We start from the raw sequence: 16425 nt of genomic DNA, 5'->3' as shown, positions 1-16425 counted from the left end.
ATACGCAACCGAATCGCGCTGGCGACCGCCCGCTTCACGCCGGCAGGCCGGCCTTCAGCAAGCCCTCCCGGAACATCTCGCGCTGCTCGGGACGCTCCAGGAGCAGGCCGCGCGTGATGAAGTCTTCCGTCGAAAAATCCGGGCGGAGTTTCAGAAGGCGCGCCTTCGCTTCCTCGGTCGCGGCCGCGTTTCCGGATTGTGCGTAGCAGGCAACGAGGCGTGCGCAGGTGAACTGGCCCGGATTGGGCTGCTCCTTGAGCGCCGCCGCCGCTTCTTCGTATCGCCCGAGTATATAGAGGGTGTTGCCGAGGGCTACGCTATACCATTGCGGCGGGAATGGATTGAGGCGCAAACCCTCGTCGATCCACTGCATCGCCTCCTCGAGCCTGCCGCGCCGCGCGAGCAGCCCGCCCATCTGCACCATCGTGTTCGCATCGTTGGGGTTCAACTGATAGGCGCGGCGATAATGCCGTTCCGCCAGCTCGAAATCCCGGCGGAAGTAATGCATGAGGGCCAGCAAGCGCTCGCAGCCGCTGTCACCTCCATCGAGCCGCACCGCCTTTTGAGCAAGCGCCAGAGCCGCGTCCAGAATATCGGCCGGCGCATTGGCGTAGCCGTGAAGTGCCAGTCTCGCGAGTGCCAGATATGCGTGGGCGAGCCCGAATTGCGGGTCACGTTCGACTGCCGCCTCGAACATCATGCGGGCCTGTTCGTTGTCGTCGGCGCCATAGCCCCGGATATGCACCAGCCCGCGCAGGAAGAATTCGTAGGCCGCAAGACTCGTCGTCGGCTTGCGCAGCGCCTGCCGGACGTCGGCGCTCTCGATCTGCCCGACGAGCGTCGAGACGATCATCCGCGTCACCTCGTCCTGGACGGCGAAAATATCGGTGACGCTGCGGTCGTAGTGTTCCGACCACAGGTGCGTTCCGCTTGCGGCCTCTATAAGCCGCGCCGTGATGCGCATCCGTTCACCCGACCGTCGAACGCTACCCTCGACCAGATAGGTGGCGGAGAGCCTTTTGCCGATTTCCTTGAGCCCCGCATCCTTCCCGCGAAAGCTGAAGGATGAACTGGCGGCGACGACGGACAGCGAACGAAACCGGGCAAGGCCGCTGATGATGTCCTCGGTGATGCCGTCGCTGAAAAAATCCTGGTCCGGCGAGCCGCTGAGATTCTCGAACGGCAGAACGGCGATCGACGTTCGCGCCGCCGAAGACGTGGATGGCCCGACCGTCGGCGCGTCCTTCCAGTGCCAGACGTGCACGGGCCGCGCGATGTTCTTCAGCGCTATCTCGCCGCCGTCCCAAAAGGCCGAACAATTCTTTACGCCGAGTTGCCGATGGACAACATCGGCGATGCATATGCCGCCCGGCCCGGCGGTTGCCTCCAGGCGAGCGGCGACGTTGACGCCGTCGCCGAACAGGTCATCCCCCTCGATGACAACATCGGCGAGATTGATCCCGATCCTGAAGAGGATGCGGTCGTCGATCGCCACGTCCTTCTGATCGGACGCCAGTTCTTCCTGAAGCGATATCGCGCAGTCCACCGCGTCGACCGCCGAGTTGAAGACGACGAGCGAGCCGTCGCCCATCAGCTTCACGATACGGCCGCCGCGTGCGGCGATGTTCGGAGCGACTATGGAGCCTTGCAAGCGCTTCATCGCGGTAAGCGTGGAGGTTTCGTCGGCCTCCATCAGCCGCGAGTAGCCGACGATATCGGTGGCCATAATAACCGCAAGTCGCCGCTCGACACGCTCGTTCGCCATCCCGCCATCTCCACACGCAGTACGTTGTACTTTAGCCCTCTCTCACAGACGTCGAAAGAGGCAACGGAGTGGGATCGGAGATCCCGGCAGTCGCCGCTGCCTGACGGCCTCTATCGTCTCAGCGCCTCCACGAAGCGGATCACATGGCCGACCGTACTTTCGTTCCAGATGTCGTTGTGACCCAGGCCGTCGTAGATCACTTTTTGCTTCGGCTCGGGAGCGATGCGGTACAGGGCCTCGCCCGAAGACAGCGGTATGCTGCCGTCAAGTCGACCGTGGATGAACAGCTTCGGTTGTTTCACCTTCGCAATAATGAGGTCGGAACGGAAGGGATCCTTGAGAAGAAGCGCAACCGGATAGAACGGATAATGCGTCTGCGCGACCGAAAGAACCGAGAGGTATGCGGACACGAGGATGACACCGACGGCAGGCCTCTGCGCGGCCGTGTTCACGGCGACGCCCGAGCCGAGCGAGCGGCCCAGCACAATGATCCCGCTTCTGGAGCGTCCTGAAAGCCAGTCGAACGCGGCGATGCCGTCGGTCAGCAGCCCCTCCTCGCTCGGGGAGCCGGTCGATCCCGGATAGCCGCGATAGGAAATCGCCAGCAATCCAATGCCGCGCGCGGCCAGCGCCTGTGCAAGAAAGTCGTAATTGTCGGCCCGGTCACCGTTTCCGAAGAAGAGCAGCACGGCCGGCTTGTCCGCGTCGCCCTGACTGTAGAGTCCATGAAGCGTCTCTCCGTCCGGCGTCTTGATGTATGCGTTTTCGCCCCAACTCGGCTGCTCTGGCGCGAGGGTCGCGCTCACGCCGGGATACAGGAGGGCGCGCTGCGAAAAATACACCAAGCCAACAAGCGACACATAGGCGAAGATCGCCATCAGCGGCAGGATCAGCAGGAGTTTTGTGGCGCTCACGGCAGCATGCCCCACCGCTGGTTCGTCAAAGCATAGAGTTCAATTTGAGCGTTTTAGGGATCGGCCCATCCGCCGTTCTTCGCAAAATACCACTCAAGAATCGCCGGGAAGAAGTCCGGATAGTTGTGCGCATCGGGCTCCGGCCCGCGGATCGCCACGGCCTCGTCGATTTCCGGATGCGGGTCGGTCGAGACATGCCCGGCCACCCGCGAAACGAGCTCGTCGGCCGTCGCCGCCAGCCGGTGGGTGCGGAACACGACGACAGTCCCCTTCATGTGCACCGCGTGATAGCCGGGCTCGGCTGTCGCGTCGGAGAGCTCGATGCCTGTCTCCTCCCGCACCTCACGCGCAATATTGCCGTCGATATCACAACGTCCGTCGACGATATCCTCGGGCTCCAGCGAGCCGCCGGGGCTGTAGACGCGTCCGGCATTGGCCGTGTGGCTTCCCATGCGGATGGCGATCATCGCGCCGTCGGACGAAAGCAGCATCGGCATCGCGAAGATATGCAGGGCCCCGGGCGCGCGACTCTTGCGCCACCAGAGGAAGGTCGAATAGGGCACGACATGGGCGTTGGCGACAATGCGCCCCTCCTCGATGCGGATCGCCCGCTGCAGCACCATCCTGCCGTCGAAGAGATGCGGGTTTGCGGCAATCTCGCGCTGCCAGCTTTCCTGCGCGCGTTCCACCTCGGCCAGGTGGAACGGATGCGGCTCCGGGGAAACGTCGATCCGGACAGCCGAGACCGGGAAAACCGTGCCCTCGGCCGGCCACTCTGCGCGGTTGCTTTCAAGAAGGTTCATGGTCAGATATCCAGTGTCATCGCGACCGGGCAATGGTCGGAGGCCTTCGGCCGGTCCCAGCCGGTGCGCGGATAGCGCTCCACCTCCTGCCCGGCCGGAAAGATCGTCCGGAACGGCTGGCCGGCGCGGATGATCTCCGGCACCCGGCTTGCGTTGCGGCTCGCGAGCGCCGGCGACAGCCAGATATAGTCGAGCTGGCAGAGATGCCGCTCCTCGGGCCCCCGGCTGTGAAACAGGGTCCAGCGGTCGAGCACCGGCCGGCGCAGCATCGGGTTTTCGACGAAGCCGTCCATGGTGAAGACGTCGAGCGCGCTTGTCCCCTCCTCGCTCGGCACGAATTCATAGCCGTTGCGCCGGTCGCCGCGGATCGCCACCTTCTCCTGGTAATCGTTCATGTCGCCGCAGATCGCGAACATCTTGTCGGCCGTGCGGCCCCGCCCGAAGCGGCTCTCGATGATATGGCGCACGGCCTTCGCCTCCGCCACGCGCAGCGGCATCGTCGCCTGCCGGCCGTCGAGTCCTTCGCGCGCCGGCCCCATCGACTTGAAGTGCACCACGTAAAGCGTCAGCGGCCGGCCGCCGATCCTCAAATCCAGCTCCAGGCAGTCGCGCTTGAAGATGCGGTCGGCAGGCCGGTTGGTTTGCGCCAGCTCATCGTTGAAAAGGTCGAGGTCGGCATAGGTAAGCCCCGCATGGCTTTTCACCTCGAGGCACTCGATCGGCTGGCCGTCGCGCGTCTTCTCGCGCGTCAGCACGGCGACGTCGATGCCGCGCGAATCATTGCCCTCGATCAGGTATTTCTGCCGGTAGCCGTTGCCGACCATGCGGAACAGATAGCCGTATTCGAAGGCCTGCAGCGCCGCCATGTTGTCGGCCTCCTGCAGGCAGAGGATATCCGCGTCGCAGTCGGCGATGGCGAGCGCCGACATCTGCCGCGTGTCGTCCGTATGCGCGATGGTGCGCGCCTCCTCCAGCCGCTGATACTCCGCCTCGCTGCGGACCTCGAACAGCCTCAACACGCGATCCTGCTTCAACTGGTTGCGAAAGCCGGAGAAATCGAACCGGCTCATGAGGTTTTCGATATTGAAGGTGGCAAGGCGAAGCGACATCGGGCAATTCCGGTGAGAAATTGCCGCGGAGCTTACTGCATGATTCTTCAAATCGGAATCGATTTGAGGACAAAATCATGCAGCAATTCAAAGTTGCTACAGCGACCTTTGCGCATCTTGTCAGACGCGCGGCGCTGTAGAGATGATTCTTCAAATCGGAATCGATTTGAGGATAAAATCATGCAGCAATTCAAGTTGCGACAGCGACCTTTGCGCGTTCGATCAAGCCAGCTTCGGCCTCATTGGTCACGGTACGGTAACGCATCTCCCCCTGCCTCATTCCTGTGCTTGTCACAGGAATCCAGCCAGCCCAAGTCCTTGGGCTGAAAAGACTCTTCCGCGCCGCGGACGCGGCGCTGCTCGATTCCTGTGACAAGCACAGGAATGAGGGAGAAAGAGTATCCGCCAATACCACTACGCTTCTGTCGTGTACTGTGGGGTCCGAAGACGTGCGGCCTCATTGGTCACGGTACGATAACGCATCTCCTCCTGCCCTCATTCCTGTGCTCGTCACAGGAATCCAGTCAGCCCAAGTCCTTGGGCTGAAAAAGACTCTTCCGCGCCGCGGACGCGGCGCTGCTGGATTCCTGTGACAAGCACAGGAATGAGGGAGAAAAAGAATCCGCCAATGCCACTACGCTTCTGTCGTGTACTGTGGAACCCGAAGCCGTGCGGCGTCATTGGGAGATCGCGCGATAGAGCCCCTCACCGCGCCGGAGCCCCGTCCGCGTAGAGATGAAGCGCCCGATAGACCGCCGTGTGGGCCGGGGTCGGCACTTCGAGTTCCTTTCCGAAGGAGTGCATGCGTCCCGACAGCCATTCGAGTTCGAGCCGCTTGCCGCGCTGAAGATCGTTGGCCATGGAGGATTGCGTCTCGGGCGGCACCATTTGCCAGAGCGATGTCGTCTGCTGCACATAGCCGTCCGGCATCGGGTGGCCCTTGGCGGCGGCGATCGCCATGCCCTCGTCCCGCAATTGCTCCATGAAGATCCGGCCTTCCGGGTCCGCAATAATCGCCCCGATGCCCGAGCGCATCAGGCTGGTGCCGCCGGAAAAGGCGGCGAGCGTCACGAACTTCATCCACAGCACCGGATCGACGTCGTCGACCGCCTGGAGGGAGATGCCCTCGGCCAGCGCGCAGGCATCGCGGAAGGCGGCGATCGCCGGGTCGTTGCGCCCGCCGACGGTCATCTGCGTCATCCCGCTCGTCTGCCTGATCAGCCCCGGCGCTTCGAGATAGGTGGAAATGTAGATGGCGCCGGCGACGACCTGCGAGCGTGGCACGGAACGCGCCAGGAGATCGACGCCATCGACGCCGTTCTGCAACGTCAGGACCGTCGTCTTCGGGCCGACCATCGGGAGGATGGCGGCGGCCGCCTCCTCGCTGTCGTACAGCTTCACCGCGAAAATCACGAGATCGACGGTTCCGGCTTCGGCGGGATCGTCCGTGGCGTTGACATTCGGCAGGCTGACGTCGCCGAGCGGGCTTTCGAGCCTGAGACCGTTGCTGCGCATCGCATAAAGGTGCTCGCCGCGTGCGATAAAAGTAACGTCTTCGCCCGCTTTCGCGAGCCTGAGGCCGATATAGCCACCGATGCCGCCCGAGCCCATCACCGCGATCCGCATGGCCTTTCCTCCTCGCGCTGCTGCCAATCAAACGGCTGCAGCGACCTTTGCGCGCTCAAGAAAAACGCGCGGCGCCGGAGCGGCCGAAAGCGCAAGATATCAGTTTCGCCCTGCCGCGGCACGGCCAAAGAATGCTTTGGCCATCGCCCGCCTCAGCTGCCCCGCCTGCGCTCTCCTCAGGCGACGGACCAGCCTCCGTCGACGAGCAGGTTCAGTCCGGTGATCAGCGATGCTGCCGGCGAGGCCAGGAAGACGACGGCGCCGACGACATCGTCCGTGTCGCCGATGCGACCCAAGGGAATATGCGCGACCGTCTGCTCGTGGAAGTCCTTGTCGGAAAGCGCTGGCTTCGTCCCGTCTGTCCAGATGAAGGTCGGGGCAACGGTGTTGACGGTAATGCCGTGGCGGGCCCATTCGGCGGCGAGGCAACGGGAGAGGTGGTTGATCGCCGCCTTGCTCATGCAGTAGATCGCCTCGCCGCGAAGCGTCACCGTGCCCGCCTGCGAGCTGATGTTGATGATGCGGCCCGCCTTTTGCGCAATCATCTGCCGGCCGACGGTCTGCGTCATCAGGAACGTGCCCTTGACGTTGACGTTCAGGATTTCGTCGAGATCGGCCTCAACGACATCCTCCGCCAGATTGCCGGGCGCGACCCCGACATTGTTGACGAGCACGTCGATCCGCGTAAACGTCGCGACCGCCTCGGCGACCGAGGCCTCGATATCGGCGCGCTTCGAAAGGTCGAGCTTGACGGGAAGGATCTTCCGGCCCATGTCCCTGATTTCCGCGATCAGTCCCGTCGACGCCGCAATGTCGCGCAGGCCGAGCACGATGTCCGATCCGGCAGCGGCGCACGCAAGGGCGCAGGCGCGGCCGATCCCGCGCGATGCGCCGGTAACGAATGTCACCTTGCCCGCCAGGCTGAAATCCGGCGCATGCTTGAGTTCGTTTCCCACGTTCGCCCCTCCTCCGCTTGATCGGCCGCGTCGGGCGCGCAGCGCCGGCGGCGGTAACACCTGTTCATTCTTGAATTCCCACTCGGACTATAGCACCGCGCGCACGCGCCGCGGCTGGTTTCCTGTGACGAGCACAGGACGAGGCCGGATCGGCGTTTCCACCGACCGGCCATTGGTTGCGTACTCAGATGTGGTAGAATCGCCTAGCGACGCAAAATGGGGCGGGCGACAAGATGTCGTTTTCTCAATCGAGGATTTGCAAGGGCTGCTGGGAGCAGATGCGTATCCCCGTGCCTCTGCGCGGACCGGCCTCCATTCCCTTCCGCGCCTTTGGTATCCGCCCGAGCCGGATGAATCCGAACACCTGCACGATCTGCGAGCTCATGTTCACGCGCGTGATGAAAGCCCGCAAGATCACTGTTGACGTGTCTGTGCTTTTTGCAGACCTGAGGGGCTATACGACGCTTTCGCAGTCCTACTCGGCAGATGCCGTCTCGTCGCTGCTGGATGATTTCTACGACGAATGTGCCACGGCCATTTGGGAATTCGACGGCCTTCTCAACAAGACGGTCGGGGATGCGATCATGGCGATATTCAACTTTCCGATCCCCCATCAGGACCACGCCGAACGTGCCGTTCTCGCTGCGCGGGAAATCCAGCGCCGCTGCCAATTGCGTCGTGAACGTCACCTGGCTGAGGGTGCCGGCCTGCGCGAAAGCGAACTCGGCGTTGGCATCGGCATCGACTCCGGCGAGGCCAGCTTCGGAGAGTTCGGCCGATCGCATCGCGACCTGACTGCGATTGGAACGGTGGTGAACACTGCCGCTCGCGCCCAGTCAGCGGCCGAAGCGGGGCGGATTCTCGTCACCAGGGCCGTTTGCGAGCGGGCGAAGAACCAAACGGCTGAAAGCGAAGGCCGTGAATACCGCCTGAAAGGCTTCGATAAGCCGGTTGAGCTTTACGCAATCTGAGTCGAACGCCGGGGAGCCTCCGGCGAATGTCTGTCATGCGTCGACGCCGGCAATTACAGACTGAAGCGCGCCGCGGCGGTTTCCGGCGCGAAGCCGGCGCAGGGACCGTTCTTCCTCGTCCTTGTTCCTTCCGTGTTTAGCATCCTGGTCGGCTTCGTCAAAGTTCTTCGATCGCCGTGAAGTAACATGCGCAGCGCTCGGCGGGCACCCTCGCGGCCCTTCCGCTTTGCACCAAACAAGGCATCTTCCCTGCCGCCGCCGCCGTGCTACAGTTTCATGAACGTCATGGGGGCCGGCGGGGGTTGAATCCGGATGAAGGCTTTGGTTGCGAAGGTCGCTGCGGCTGCCTTCGTTCTGTTTGCCCGCGCGATAACCGCGGTTCGCGCCATATGGCCGGAAGAGGGATTGCCGGCCAAACCCTGCATCTATTTTGCCAACCATTCGAGCCACGGAGATTTCGTGCTGGTCTGGGCCGTGCTGCCGCCGAGGCTGAGGCATCGCACCCGCCCGGTGGCCGGCGCTGAATACTGGCTGAAATCTCACACCGACGCCTTCATCGGACGCGACGTCTTCAATGCGGTGCTGATCGAGCGCGATCGGGAAAAGCGAACCGAGGACCCGATCGCGCTGATGGCCTCGGCGATCGACGCCGGCTCGTCACTGATCGTCTTTCCCGAGGGTACGCGAAACCAGACCGACGAAAGGCTGCTGCCCTTCAAGAGCGGCATCTTCCATCTGGTCACCGAGCGCCCGGAGGTCGAGCTCGTGCCGGTGTGGATCAATAATCTCAACCGCGTCATGCCGAAGGGCGAGATCGTGCCGATCCCGCTGATCTGCACCGTCACCTTCGGCAAGGCGCTGCGCATTGACCCCGGCGAAGAAAAGGAAGCCTTTCTCGAACGGATGCGGGCCGCCCTGATCGCGCTCGCTCCGAAACCGGCAGGGAGCGGCGAATGACTGCGGCAGGCTCGGATCTCCTGACACTGGTCCTCGGCATCTTCGGCGTGCTGATCGCCGCGTCGGCGATCGGCTACATGCTTGAGCAACGCCTCGCGGCCGACGGGCCGAACGCGGCGGTCGAAAACCTCAACGCCCGCATCCGGGCATGGTGGGCGATGGTCATCCTGATCGGCCTAGCCTTCATCGCCGGCCGCATCGGCGTCCTCGTTCTCTTCGCCTTCTGCTCCTTTGCGGCGCTGAGGGAATTCATCACGCTCATCTACACCCGGCGCGCCGATCACTGGGCGCTCGCCTCTGCCTTCTTCCTCGTCCTGCCGATCCAGTATTACCTGCTCTGGGCTGAGGAATACGGCATCTTCTCGATTTTCATTCCCGTCTACGCCTTCCTGCTGATGCCGATCATCTCGGTGCTCCGGGGCGACACAGAGCGCTTCCTGCTCCGCATCGCCGAGGTGCAATGGGCGCTGATGATCTGCGTCTTCTGCGTCTCGCATGTGCCGGCGCTGCTGACCCTCGACATACCGGGCTACGAAGGGCGCAACGTGCTGCTGATCGCCTTCCTGGTGATCGTCGTGCAGCTGAGCGATGTGCTGCAATATGTCTGGGGCAAGCTCTTCGGCCGCACGAAGATCGCCCCGAAGCTTTCGCCGTCGAAAACGGTCGAGGGCTTTGTCGGCGGCGTTGCCAGCGCCACGCTGATCGGGGCCGCGCTATGGTGGATCACCCCGTTCACGCCGCTCCAGGCGGGCCTCCTGTCGTTCATCATCACCCTCATGGGGTTCCTTGGAGGGCTGGTGATGTCGGCGATCAAGCGGGATCGCGGCGTCAAGGACTGGGGCAATCTGATCGACGGCCATGGCGGGCTGATCGACAGGCTGGATTCCGTCGTCTTCTCGGCGCCGATCTTCTTCCATATCGTGCGCTATTGGTGGTCGCTCTCATGAAATCCGTGTTGCGGGACTGGGCGGGAAGCGGCACGGTGCATGTGCTCTTCGCCTTTCTGGCCATGGGCGGATGGGCCGTCTTCGCCAACAGCGGTCATGCCATGCCGCAGCCGCTCTATTCCGGGCTCCTGCAGGGCGCGCTCTCGGCCGGTCTCACGCTTTTCCTCAAGTCCGTGATCGACGCGCTTTCGAGGCGCTTCAGCAGTGCCGCGCGTTTCTGGGCACCGCCGCTGATCGCCTGCCTCGGCTCGGCGGGCCTGTTGGTGTCGCTCCACGCGCTCGGCGGAACGCCCGAAATACTCAAGACCGTCGCGGTTCCGCTCCTGGTCTCGACGACCTATGCGTGGACCTATGCTTATTCGATTTCCCGGGAAAGAGGCGTTGGATCATGACTGAGACAGGCGATCGGCGGCCTCTCGCAAGCCGCAATACCCGCTGGGCGGGCGCGATTGCCCGATGGATGGCGTCGCGGACGATCACCCCCAACCAGATCTCCAAAGGCAGCATGGTGGCCGCGGCTCTCGCCGGCGGCGCGTTCTTCCTGGCGGGCCAGGGCGCGGGCGGGATGAGGATCGTCTGCCTGCTCTCGGCGGCACTGTTCTGCCAGCTCCGGCTGCTCTGCAACCTCTTCGACGGCATGGTCGCCGTCGAGGCCGGCAAGGGCGAGCCGGACGGTCCCTTCTGGAACGAGTTTCCGGATCGCGTCGCCGACCTCCTGATCCTCGCCGGCATCGGCTATGGCATCGGCACACCCGGCCTCGGCTGGGCCGCCGCCGCCTTCGCCATCCTGACCGCCTATGTCCGCGAGCTCGGCCGCGCCACCGGAATCCCGAGCGACTTCTCCGGGCCGATGGCGAAGCAGCACCGCATGGCAACGGTCACCGCCGCCGCGGTGATCTCCTCGCTCGAGCCCCTGTGGCAGGGCCACAATGAGGTGCTGACGATCGCGCTTTGGGCGGTCGCCCTCGGTGCGGCACTGACCGCGATCCGTCGCGGACGGACATTGGTTCGGCGCCTGAGAGAGGTCGGTTAGTACCGCATTGAGATCGGGGCGTCACGACGACAACGCAGGATGCAGTTCGTCGACTACGCGCTTGAGGCGCCGCACCCCCTCCTCTATTTCCGGTAACTCCAGGCTGGCATAACCCAGCACCAGGCCGGCAGTGCCGGGACCGTCCGAGGCGGCGAATAAGGGGCCGATCGGGTGGAGACCCAGCCCGCAGGCAAGCCCGCGCTCGACCAGCAATTGCTCCCGTTCCCTCGCCAGGTCGTTCAGCCACACGACGACATGCAGCCCGGCGTCCGCGCCCATGATCCGTATCCGGTCCGCGAAGGCCCGCTTCAGGGCGGACAGCAGGGTCGCCCTTCTTTCCCCGTTGCGGCGGCGCACGCGCCGCACATGCCGTTCGTATGCGCCGCTTTCGATGAGCGCGGCCAGAGCCTCCTGCTCCGCGGTCGGCGTATGCCTGTCGGTCAATCGCTTGGCGGTGGCAAAGGGGATGCGAAGAGCCATGGGCACGACGAGGTAACCGAGGCGCAGCGTCGGCGAAAGCGTCTTCGAAACGGTTCCGAGATAGATGACGCGATCGGCGCTGTCCAACGTCTGCAGGGCGGGTATGGGCGCAATATCGTACCGATACTCACCGTCGTAGTCGTCCTCGATGACGTAGGCGTTTCGGCGTTGCGCCCACGCCAGAAGCTCTTTCCGGCGGCCGACCGACATGACAATTCCGAGTGGAAACTGGTGTGAAGGCGTTACATAGGCCAGCCGCCCCTCGCCCAGCCCGTCGGTTCGCATGCCCTCGTTGTCGACATCGAGCGGAACCAGTTCCGCACCGGCCCCGATGAAGACGTGGCAGGCCGCGCGATAGCATGGATTCTCCGCGACAACCCTGTCCCGCGGATTGACAAACAGTCGGGCACAGAGATCGAGGCCCTGCTGCGATCCGTTTACGACGATGATCTGGTCGGGCTGGCACCGGAGACCGCGCGCTCTCCAGAGATAGCCTTGCAAGGCCGCCCGCAGCGCGGGCGCGCCAGCCGGATCCGCATAGCGAAGACGCGTCGGCCGCCGCATGAGCACGGCGTTCACTGCCTTCTTCCAGGCCTGGCTCGGAAAGTCGGACGAAGACAGATCGCCGTAGCGGAAGTCGATGGCCAGCCGGTCCGACGCGGGCCGGGTGGCGGCGGGCAGACGCATGATCCTGAGGCCGTAATCCGAAAGACCGGGATGCCGCGGGGTTTCATCGACGGGCGGACGAGCGGTGACATCGAGATCGACGTTCTTCGCGACCCTTGCGGGCGCCCCCTGATGGGTTTCGAGATAGCCTTCGGCGGCAAGCTGCTCATAGGCCGCCGTCACGGTCGTCCGCGAGACGCCCCACTCGGCGGCAAGGCCGCGCGTGGACGGCAACCTGTCGCCCGGGCGGAACGTCGCGTCCCTGATCTGGCCCTTGATGGCATCGCAAATGCGCTTCAGGACGGTCGGTGCCTTCTCGGATTTCGCCATCAACTGGTCCAATGTTAAATGCAGAAACTGGCAGTCCACAATAGGCCAGTCTGATGGCACTTTCACCTCAAATCCGCCTGCTGCTGTTTCCTTGAATCGTAGCGATTCAAAGACGAGAACATGCGGCAATTCAAAGCGTTACAGCGACCTTTTGCGCGTTTGACATGACGTGGGGCGCTGGAAAGGTATCAGATGTACATTCCCCCGGCCTTCCGCGAAGACGAACTGTCTGCTCTCCACGAAACCATTCGGGCCGCGCGTCTCTGCAACGTCGTGACGGCCACGGATGAGGGTCCGGTCGCAACCCCGCTTCCGCTGTTTCTCGACCCGACGGAAGGGCCGTACGGAACGCTCTACGGTCACCTTGCGCGGGCGAACCCGCAGTGGAAGCTTGCCGCGATCGGGGAAACAATGGCCCTGTTCATGGGACCGGACGCCTATATCACGCCGAGCTGGTACGCGACGAAGCACGAGACCGGCAAGGTCGTTCCCACCTGGAACTATCTTGCCGTCCACGCCTACGGTCCTGCGGAATTCTTCGAGGACGACGAAAGGCTTCTCGACGTCGTCACACGTCTCACCAGACTGCACGAAGAGCCGCGCGCGGATCCGTGGGCGGTCGGCGATGCGCCCGAAGATTTCATCAGGGCACAGCTCAGAGGGATCGTCGGACTTCGCATGCCGATTACCCGGTTGGAGGGTAAGCGGAAGATGAGCCAGAACCGCAATGCAGCGGACCGGGCCGGCGTTGCGTCCGGTCTTGCCGCCAGTGATCGCCCCTCGGATCGTACCGCTGCCACGCTCATTCCCGTCACTGCATGATTCCTTAGATCGGACTCGATCAGGACAAAATCATGCAGCGATTTCAAAGTGCTACAGCGACCTTTGCGCGTCCGGTTGAACGCGCGGCGCTGCAGGGACGGAGTTCAGGCCGCTACAGCGTCTCGCGCAGCCGTCAGGGAGCAAGCGCCGTGCGGCAGCCGCCGCTATCGAAGCAGCCCGTCATCGGAACCTCCGATCAATCCTTGCCTGCCAGCAGGCGCGCTTCGACCCGCGCCAGCGCCCGCTCGAACACCGCCGGATCGTCGAGTGCGCGGCCGAGAACCAGCGCGCCCTGGATGGCGATCACCGCCTCCTCGGCAAGCTCGCGCGCCGAGGCCGGGTCGTTGCCGGTCTTCTCCAGGGCCGTGGCGAGTGCCGCCCGCCACCCGGCGAAATAGTCGCGCACCTGATCGGCGAAGCGGTCGCGGATATTGTCGAGCGCGAAGGCGCCGACGAGGCACACACGGCGGCCGGAGCGGAAATAGTCCGCCACCGACCGGCACATGGCGCCGATCGCCTCGCGCGGATCCTCGGCTTGCCGAAGCGGCGCATAGACGTGATCATCGAACCATTGATCGATCTCGCGGAGCACGGTCGTCGCCATCTCCTCCTTCCCTCCCGGGAAGAAGTGGTAGAGGCTGCCCTTGCCGAGCCCGGTCTTGGCGCTGATGACCGAAAGGCTCGCGCCTTCGAAGCCGTGTTCCCGAAAAATCTCGGCGAGCACAGGGATGACGTCCGAGCGCTCCGCGACGATCTTTGCCATGATATTACAATCCGAGTTCCGAAAGGCCGGGGTGATCCGCCGGCCGCGGCGCGGACCTCTCCCAGAAGAACTTCCGGTCCGCTTCCTTGATCGGCATGTCGTTGATGCTGGCATGACGCGTGTGCATCAGGCCGTTCTCGTCGAACTCCCAGTTCTCGTTGCCATAGGCGCGATACCAATTGCCGGAGTCGTCGCGATATTCATAGGCGAAGCGGACCGCAATGCGGTTGCCGTCATGCGCCCACAGCTCCTTGATCAGGCGATATTCGAGCTCCTTGTTCCACTTGCGCGTCAGGAAAGCGACGATCGCCCCGCGGCCTCTCACAAATTCGGCGCGGTTACGCCACCGGCTGTCGACCGTATAGGCACGCGACACCCTTTCCGGATCGCAGCTGTTCCAGCCGTCTTCTGCGGCACGCACTTTTTGTATCGCCGTCTCACGGGTGAAGGGCGGCAGCGGCGGGCGTTGTTCGGACATCTTCAATCTCCTTCGTTGGTCGACTGTACTGTTCGGTAAACTCTGTGTCAATCAGTACAATCGGCGCGTAAGGACGTCAATGCCGAATGGTTCGGATTCCTCGTTACCGTGCGAATTTGACAAAGCTGCAAATGTCGAAAACGGGTCATTCGCGGCGCCGACGCGCCGTGGCTCTCACCCCTGTGACAAGCACAGGGGTGCCTAGTCAGACGCGCCGATGTCGCTGCAACAGCTTGAGAACGGCGTCCGCTCGCCCTCAGCTCCAGTCCCACTGGCCCGCCACCTGCCGGGTCGCGACGTTGAAGCGGTTCCAGGTGTTGATGAGCGAAATCTGGATGATGAGCGCGGCGAGCGCCTGTTCGTCATAGTGTTTCGCCGCCTCGTCCCAGATCTCGTCCGGCACCGGGTCCGCCCGGTCGGCAAGCCGCGTCACCGCCTCGGTCAGCGCCAGTGCGGCCCGCTCGGCATCGGTGAAATAGGGCGCGTCGCGCCAGGCGGAGACCGCCATGATGCGCTTGTCGCTTTCGCCGGCCTTCCTCATCAGCCGCGGATGCATGTCGACGCAGACGCTGCAGCCGTTGATCTGGCTGGCGCGCAGGTGGACAAGGCCGACCGTGAGTTCCGGCACGCCGCTCTTCTCCGCCGAAGCACCAAGCGCCTGCAGCGCGTGCATGGCTTCGGGTGCGATCATGGCGATGTTGTTCATTCTGGCTTGCATCGTGCATCTCCTTCGGATGTGTTGGCCAAATTCGACGGCAACCCGGCCGATCTCCTGTCACATCGGCCGGGTTTCGTTCGTCATGCCCATGACGGAGCCGAGCGGAGGAATGTGACCGATGGATGAGAAAAAATTTCTGGCCGAGCAGTTCGAAGGCAACAGGCGGCGCCTGAGCGCCGTCGCCTACCGCATGCTCGGCTCGAAGACGGAAGCCGAGGACGCCGTGCAGGAAGCCTGGCTGCGCCTCAGCCGCACGGATGCGGGTGAAGTCGAAAATCTCGGCGGCTGGCTGACGACGGTGGTGGCGCGGGTCTGCCTCGACATGCTGCGCACGCGAAAAGCCCGGCGCGAGGAGCCTCTGGAAGCCCAGGCGCCCTCGCCCGCCGCCCGTCGCACGGAAGGCCCGGACCCGGAGCAGGAGGCACTGCTTGCGGATTCCGTCGGACTGGCGCTGCTCGTGGTCCTGAACCGCCTGACGCCCTCCGAGCGCATCGCCTTCGTGCTCCATGACATGTTCGATCTCTCCTTCGACGAGATCGCGCCGATCGTCGAGCGCACGCCGACGGCTGCCCGCCAGCTCGCAAGCCGCGCCCGCCGCCGCGTCCAGGGTGCCGATACCGGCGCGAAGCCGGATATCGCCCGCCAGCGGAGCGTGGTGGATGCCTTCCTCGCCGCCTCGCGCGCCGGCGATTTCGATGCGCTGTTGAAAGTGCTTGCCCCCGACGTGGTGTTCCGGGCGGACCCGGTCGCAGCCCGGCTCGGCGTCCGCGCCGAGATCCGCGGCGCGGCGGCCGTCGCCGAAACATTCAAGGGCCGCGCCCAGGGAGCGCAGCCGGCGCTGGTCGACGGCGCGATCGGGCTGCTCGTCGCCCCCGGCGGCCAGTTGCGGGTCGTCCTGGCGATCACGATCCGCGAGGGCAGGATCGTCGCGATCGATGCTCTTGCCGATCCGGAACGGCTCGATCGGCTCGACCTCGCGGTGCTTGGCACAAAAGCGGAAGGGCAGTAATCGGGCAGGTCAAAAAAAATCGCGGCCCCGCTGTCGGTAGCGGCGAAGGGGAAGCGTCCTATGTAGCACCGGATACCG

Annotated in this window: 17 protein-coding genes; 7 read left to right on the top strand and 10 right to left on the bottom strand. The window is 64.0% G+C overall.

Translation table 11 applies throughout. The features are described from left to right. Positions 1-34: 34 nt before the first annotated feature. The 6 genes from ILFOPFJJ_RS08100 to ILFOPFJJ_RS08075 all read right to left on the bottom strand — a co-directional run bounded on the left by ILFOPFJJ_RS08100 (position 35) and on the right by ILFOPFJJ_RS08075 (position 7173). On the bottom strand, positions 35-1765 hold the full coding sequence (locus ILFOPFJJ_RS08100; protein WP_173510000.1) for an adenylate/guanylate cyclase domain-containing protein: 1731 nt from the start codon (positions 1763-1765) through the stop codon (positions 35-37). A 110-nt stretch (positions 1766-1875) separates the two neighbouring features. Next, the gene (locus ILFOPFJJ_RS08095) at positions 1876-2679 is read right to left on the bottom strand and encodes an alpha/beta hydrolase (protein ID WP_173509999.1); all 804 of its coding nucleotides are present in this window, start codon (positions 2677-2679) and stop codon (positions 1876-1878) included. A 53-nt stretch (positions 2680-2732) separates the two neighbouring features. Beyond that, on the bottom strand, positions 2733-3482 hold the full coding sequence (locus ILFOPFJJ_RS08090) for an NUDIX hydrolase (protein ID WP_173509998.1): 750 nt from the start codon (positions 3480-3482) through the stop codon (positions 2733-2735). 2 nt (positions 3483-3484) lie between these two features. Further along, positions 3485-4591 carry an endonuclease/exonuclease/phosphatase family protein gene (locus tag ILFOPFJJ_RS08085; RefSeq protein ID WP_173509997.1) on the bottom strand — a complete coding sequence of 369 codons (1107 nt, stop codon included), beginning with the start codon at positions 4589-4591 and terminating at the stop codon, positions 3485-3487. A gap of 705 nt (positions 4592-5296) precedes the next feature. After that, positions 5297-6217, bottom strand: coding sequence for a ketopantoate reductase family protein (locus ILFOPFJJ_RS08080; protein ID WP_173509996.1), 921 nt, complete (start codon positions 6215-6217; stop codon positions 5297-5299). 176 nt (positions 6218-6393) lie between these two features. Continuing rightward, on the bottom strand, positions 6394-7173 hold the full coding sequence (locus ILFOPFJJ_RS08075) for an SDR family NAD(P)-dependent oxidoreductase (RefSeq protein WP_173509995.1): 780 nt from the start codon (positions 7171-7173) through the stop codon (positions 6394-6396). A gap of 278 nt (positions 7174-7451) precedes the next feature. On the opposite strand from ILFOPFJJ_RS08075, the gene ILFOPFJJ_RS08070 reads away from it, so the two are divergent. The 5 genes from ILFOPFJJ_RS08070 to ILFOPFJJ_RS08050 all read left to right on the top strand — a co-directional run bounded on the left by ILFOPFJJ_RS08070 (position 7452) and on the right by ILFOPFJJ_RS08050 (position 11081). After that, positions 7452-8144 carry an adenylate/guanylate cyclase domain-containing protein gene (locus ILFOPFJJ_RS08070; RefSeq protein ID WP_376741388.1) on the top strand — a complete coding sequence of 231 codons (693 nt, stop codon included), beginning with the start codon at positions 7452-7454 and terminating at the stop codon, positions 8142-8144. Between the two features lie 312 nt (positions 8145-8456). Continuing rightward, complete coding sequence (locus tag ILFOPFJJ_RS08065) at positions 8457-9101, top strand: lysophospholipid acyltransferase family protein (RefSeq protein ID WP_173509993.1); 645 nt, start codon at positions 8457-8459, stop codon at positions 9099-9101. Further along, a complete protein-coding gene (locus ILFOPFJJ_RS08060) occupies positions 9098-10048 on the top strand; it encodes a phosphatidate cytidylyltransferase (RefSeq protein WP_173509992.1) in 951 nt (316 codons plus the stop codon). Before ILFOPFJJ_RS08065 ends, ILFOPFJJ_RS08060 begins: the two co-directional genes overlap by 4 nt. Then, entirely contained in the window at positions 10045-10440 is a 396-nt protein-coding gene (locus ILFOPFJJ_RS08055) for a hypothetical protein (protein ID WP_173509991.1), read from the top strand. Before ILFOPFJJ_RS08060 ends, ILFOPFJJ_RS08055 begins: the two co-directional genes overlap by 4 nt. After that, complete coding sequence (locus tag ILFOPFJJ_RS08050; RefSeq protein WP_173509990.1) at positions 10437-11081, top strand: CDP-alcohol phosphatidyltransferase family protein; 645 nt, start codon at positions 10437-10439, stop codon at positions 11079-11081. Before ILFOPFJJ_RS08055 ends, ILFOPFJJ_RS08050 begins: the two co-directional genes overlap by 4 nt. A 21-nt stretch (positions 11082-11102) precedes the next feature. Here the strand turns inward: ILFOPFJJ_RS08050 and pdxR are convergent, their stop codons facing one another. Next, the gene (gene pdxR, locus ILFOPFJJ_RS08045) at positions 11103-12557 is read right to left on the bottom strand and encodes a MocR-like pyridoxine biosynthesis transcription factor PdxR (protein WP_173509989.1); all 1455 of its coding nucleotides are present in this window, start codon (positions 12555-12557) and stop codon (positions 11103-11105) included. A gap of 192 nt (positions 12558-12749) precedes the next feature. On the opposite strand from pdxR, the gene ILFOPFJJ_RS08040 reads away from it, so the two are divergent. Continuing rightward, complete coding sequence (locus ILFOPFJJ_RS08040; protein WP_173509988.1) at positions 12750-13379, top strand: FMN-binding negative transcriptional regulator; 630 nt, start codon at positions 12750-12752, stop codon at positions 13377-13379. Between the two features lie 196 nt (positions 13380-13575). Here ILFOPFJJ_RS08040 and ILFOPFJJ_RS08035 read toward each other — a convergent pair whose 3' ends face one another. The 3 genes from ILFOPFJJ_RS08035 to ILFOPFJJ_RS08025 all read right to left on the bottom strand — a co-directional run bounded on the left by ILFOPFJJ_RS08035 (position 13576) and on the right by ILFOPFJJ_RS08025 (position 15338). Next, positions 13576-14142, bottom strand: coding sequence for a TetR/AcrR family transcriptional regulator (locus ILFOPFJJ_RS08035; protein ID WP_173509987.1), 567 nt, complete (start codon positions 14140-14142; stop codon positions 13576-13578). 4 nt (positions 14143-14146) lie between these two features. Then, complete coding sequence (locus ILFOPFJJ_RS08030) at positions 14147-14620, bottom strand: nuclear transport factor 2 family protein (RefSeq protein ID WP_173509986.1); 474 nt, start codon at positions 14618-14620, stop codon at positions 14147-14149. Between the two features lie 256 nt (positions 14621-14876). Then, a complete protein-coding gene (locus ILFOPFJJ_RS08025; protein WP_173509985.1) occupies positions 14877-15338 on the bottom strand; it encodes a carboxymuconolactone decarboxylase family protein in 462 nt (153 codons plus the stop codon). 118 nt (positions 15339-15456) lie between these two features. Between ILFOPFJJ_RS08025 and ILFOPFJJ_RS08020 the strand changes: the two genes are divergently transcribed. After that, positions 15457-16347, top strand: a complete 891-nt coding sequence (locus tag ILFOPFJJ_RS08020; protein WP_173509984.1) for a sigma-70 family RNA polymerase sigma factor — start codon at positions 15457-15459, stop codon at positions 16345-16347. Positions 16348-16425 lie beyond the last annotated feature (78 nt).

Source organism: Sinorhizobium psoraleae, assembly GCF_013283645.1.
Taxonomy (GTDB): Bacteria; Pseudomonadota; Alphaproteobacteria; order Rhizobiales; family Rhizobiaceae; genus Sinorhizobium; species Sinorhizobium psoraleae.
This window is presented reverse-complemented; position numbering and strand designations above follow the sequence as displayed.

Excerpts from the sequence above, each read along its gene's own strand:
- ILFOPFJJ_RS08100 (WP_173510000.1), bottom strand. The coding sequence starts at position 1,765 with ATGGCGAACGAGCGTGTCGAGCGGCGACTTGCGGTTATTATGGCCACC.
- ILFOPFJJ_RS08090 (WP_173509998.1), bottom strand. The coding sequence starts at position 3,482 with ATGAACCTTCTTGAAAGCAACCGCGCAGAGTGGCCGGCCGAGGGCACG.
- ILFOPFJJ_RS08085 (WP_173509997.1), bottom strand. The coding sequence starts at position 4,591 with ATGTCGCTTCGCCTTGCCACCTTCAATATCGAAAACCTCATGAGCCGG.
- ILFOPFJJ_RS08080 (WP_173509996.1), bottom strand. The coding sequence starts at position 6,217 with ATGCGGATCGCGGTGATGGGCTCGGGCGGCATCGGTGGCTATATCGGC.
- ILFOPFJJ_RS08070 (WP_376741388.1), top strand. The coding sequence starts at position 7,452 with ATGCGTATCCCCGTGCCTCTGCGCGGACCGGCCTCCATTCCCTTCCGC.
- ILFOPFJJ_RS08065 (WP_173509993.1), top strand. The coding sequence starts at position 8,457 with ATGAAGGCTTTGGTTGCGAAGGTCGCTGCGGCTGCCTTCGTTCTGTTT.
- ILFOPFJJ_RS08060 (WP_173509992.1), top strand. The coding sequence starts at position 9,098 with ATGACTGCGGCAGGCTCGGATCTCCTGACACTGGTCCTCGGCATCTTC.
- ILFOPFJJ_RS08055 (WP_173509991.1), top strand. The coding sequence starts at position 10,045 with ATGAAATCCGTGTTGCGGGACTGGGCGGGAAGCGGCACGGTGCATGTG.
- ILFOPFJJ_RS08050 (WP_173509990.1), top strand. The coding sequence starts at position 10,437 with ATGACTGAGACAGGCGATCGGCGGCCTCTCGCAAGCCGCAATACCCGC.
- pdxR (WP_173509989.1), bottom strand. The coding sequence starts at position 12,557 with ATGGCGAAATCCGAGAAGGCACCGACCGTCCTGAAGCGCATTTGCGAT.
- ILFOPFJJ_RS08040 (WP_173509988.1), top strand. The coding sequence starts at position 12,750 with ATGTACATTCCCCCGGCCTTCCGCGAAGACGAACTGTCTGCTCTCCAC.
- ILFOPFJJ_RS08035 (WP_173509987.1), bottom strand. The coding sequence starts at position 14,142 with ATGGCAAAGATCGTCGCGGAGCGCTCGGACGTCATCCCTGTGCTCGCC.
- ILFOPFJJ_RS08030 (WP_173509986.1), bottom strand. The coding sequence starts at position 14,620 with ATGTCCGAACAACGCCCGCCGCTGCCGCCCTTCACCCGTGAGACGGCG.
- ILFOPFJJ_RS08025 (WP_173509985.1), bottom strand. The coding sequence starts at position 15,338 with ATGCAAGCCAGAATGAACAACATCGCCATGATCGCACCCGAAGCCATG.
- ILFOPFJJ_RS08020 (WP_173509984.1), top strand. The coding sequence starts at position 15,457 with ATGGATGAGAAAAAATTTCTGGCCGAGCAGTTCGAAGGCAACAGGCGG.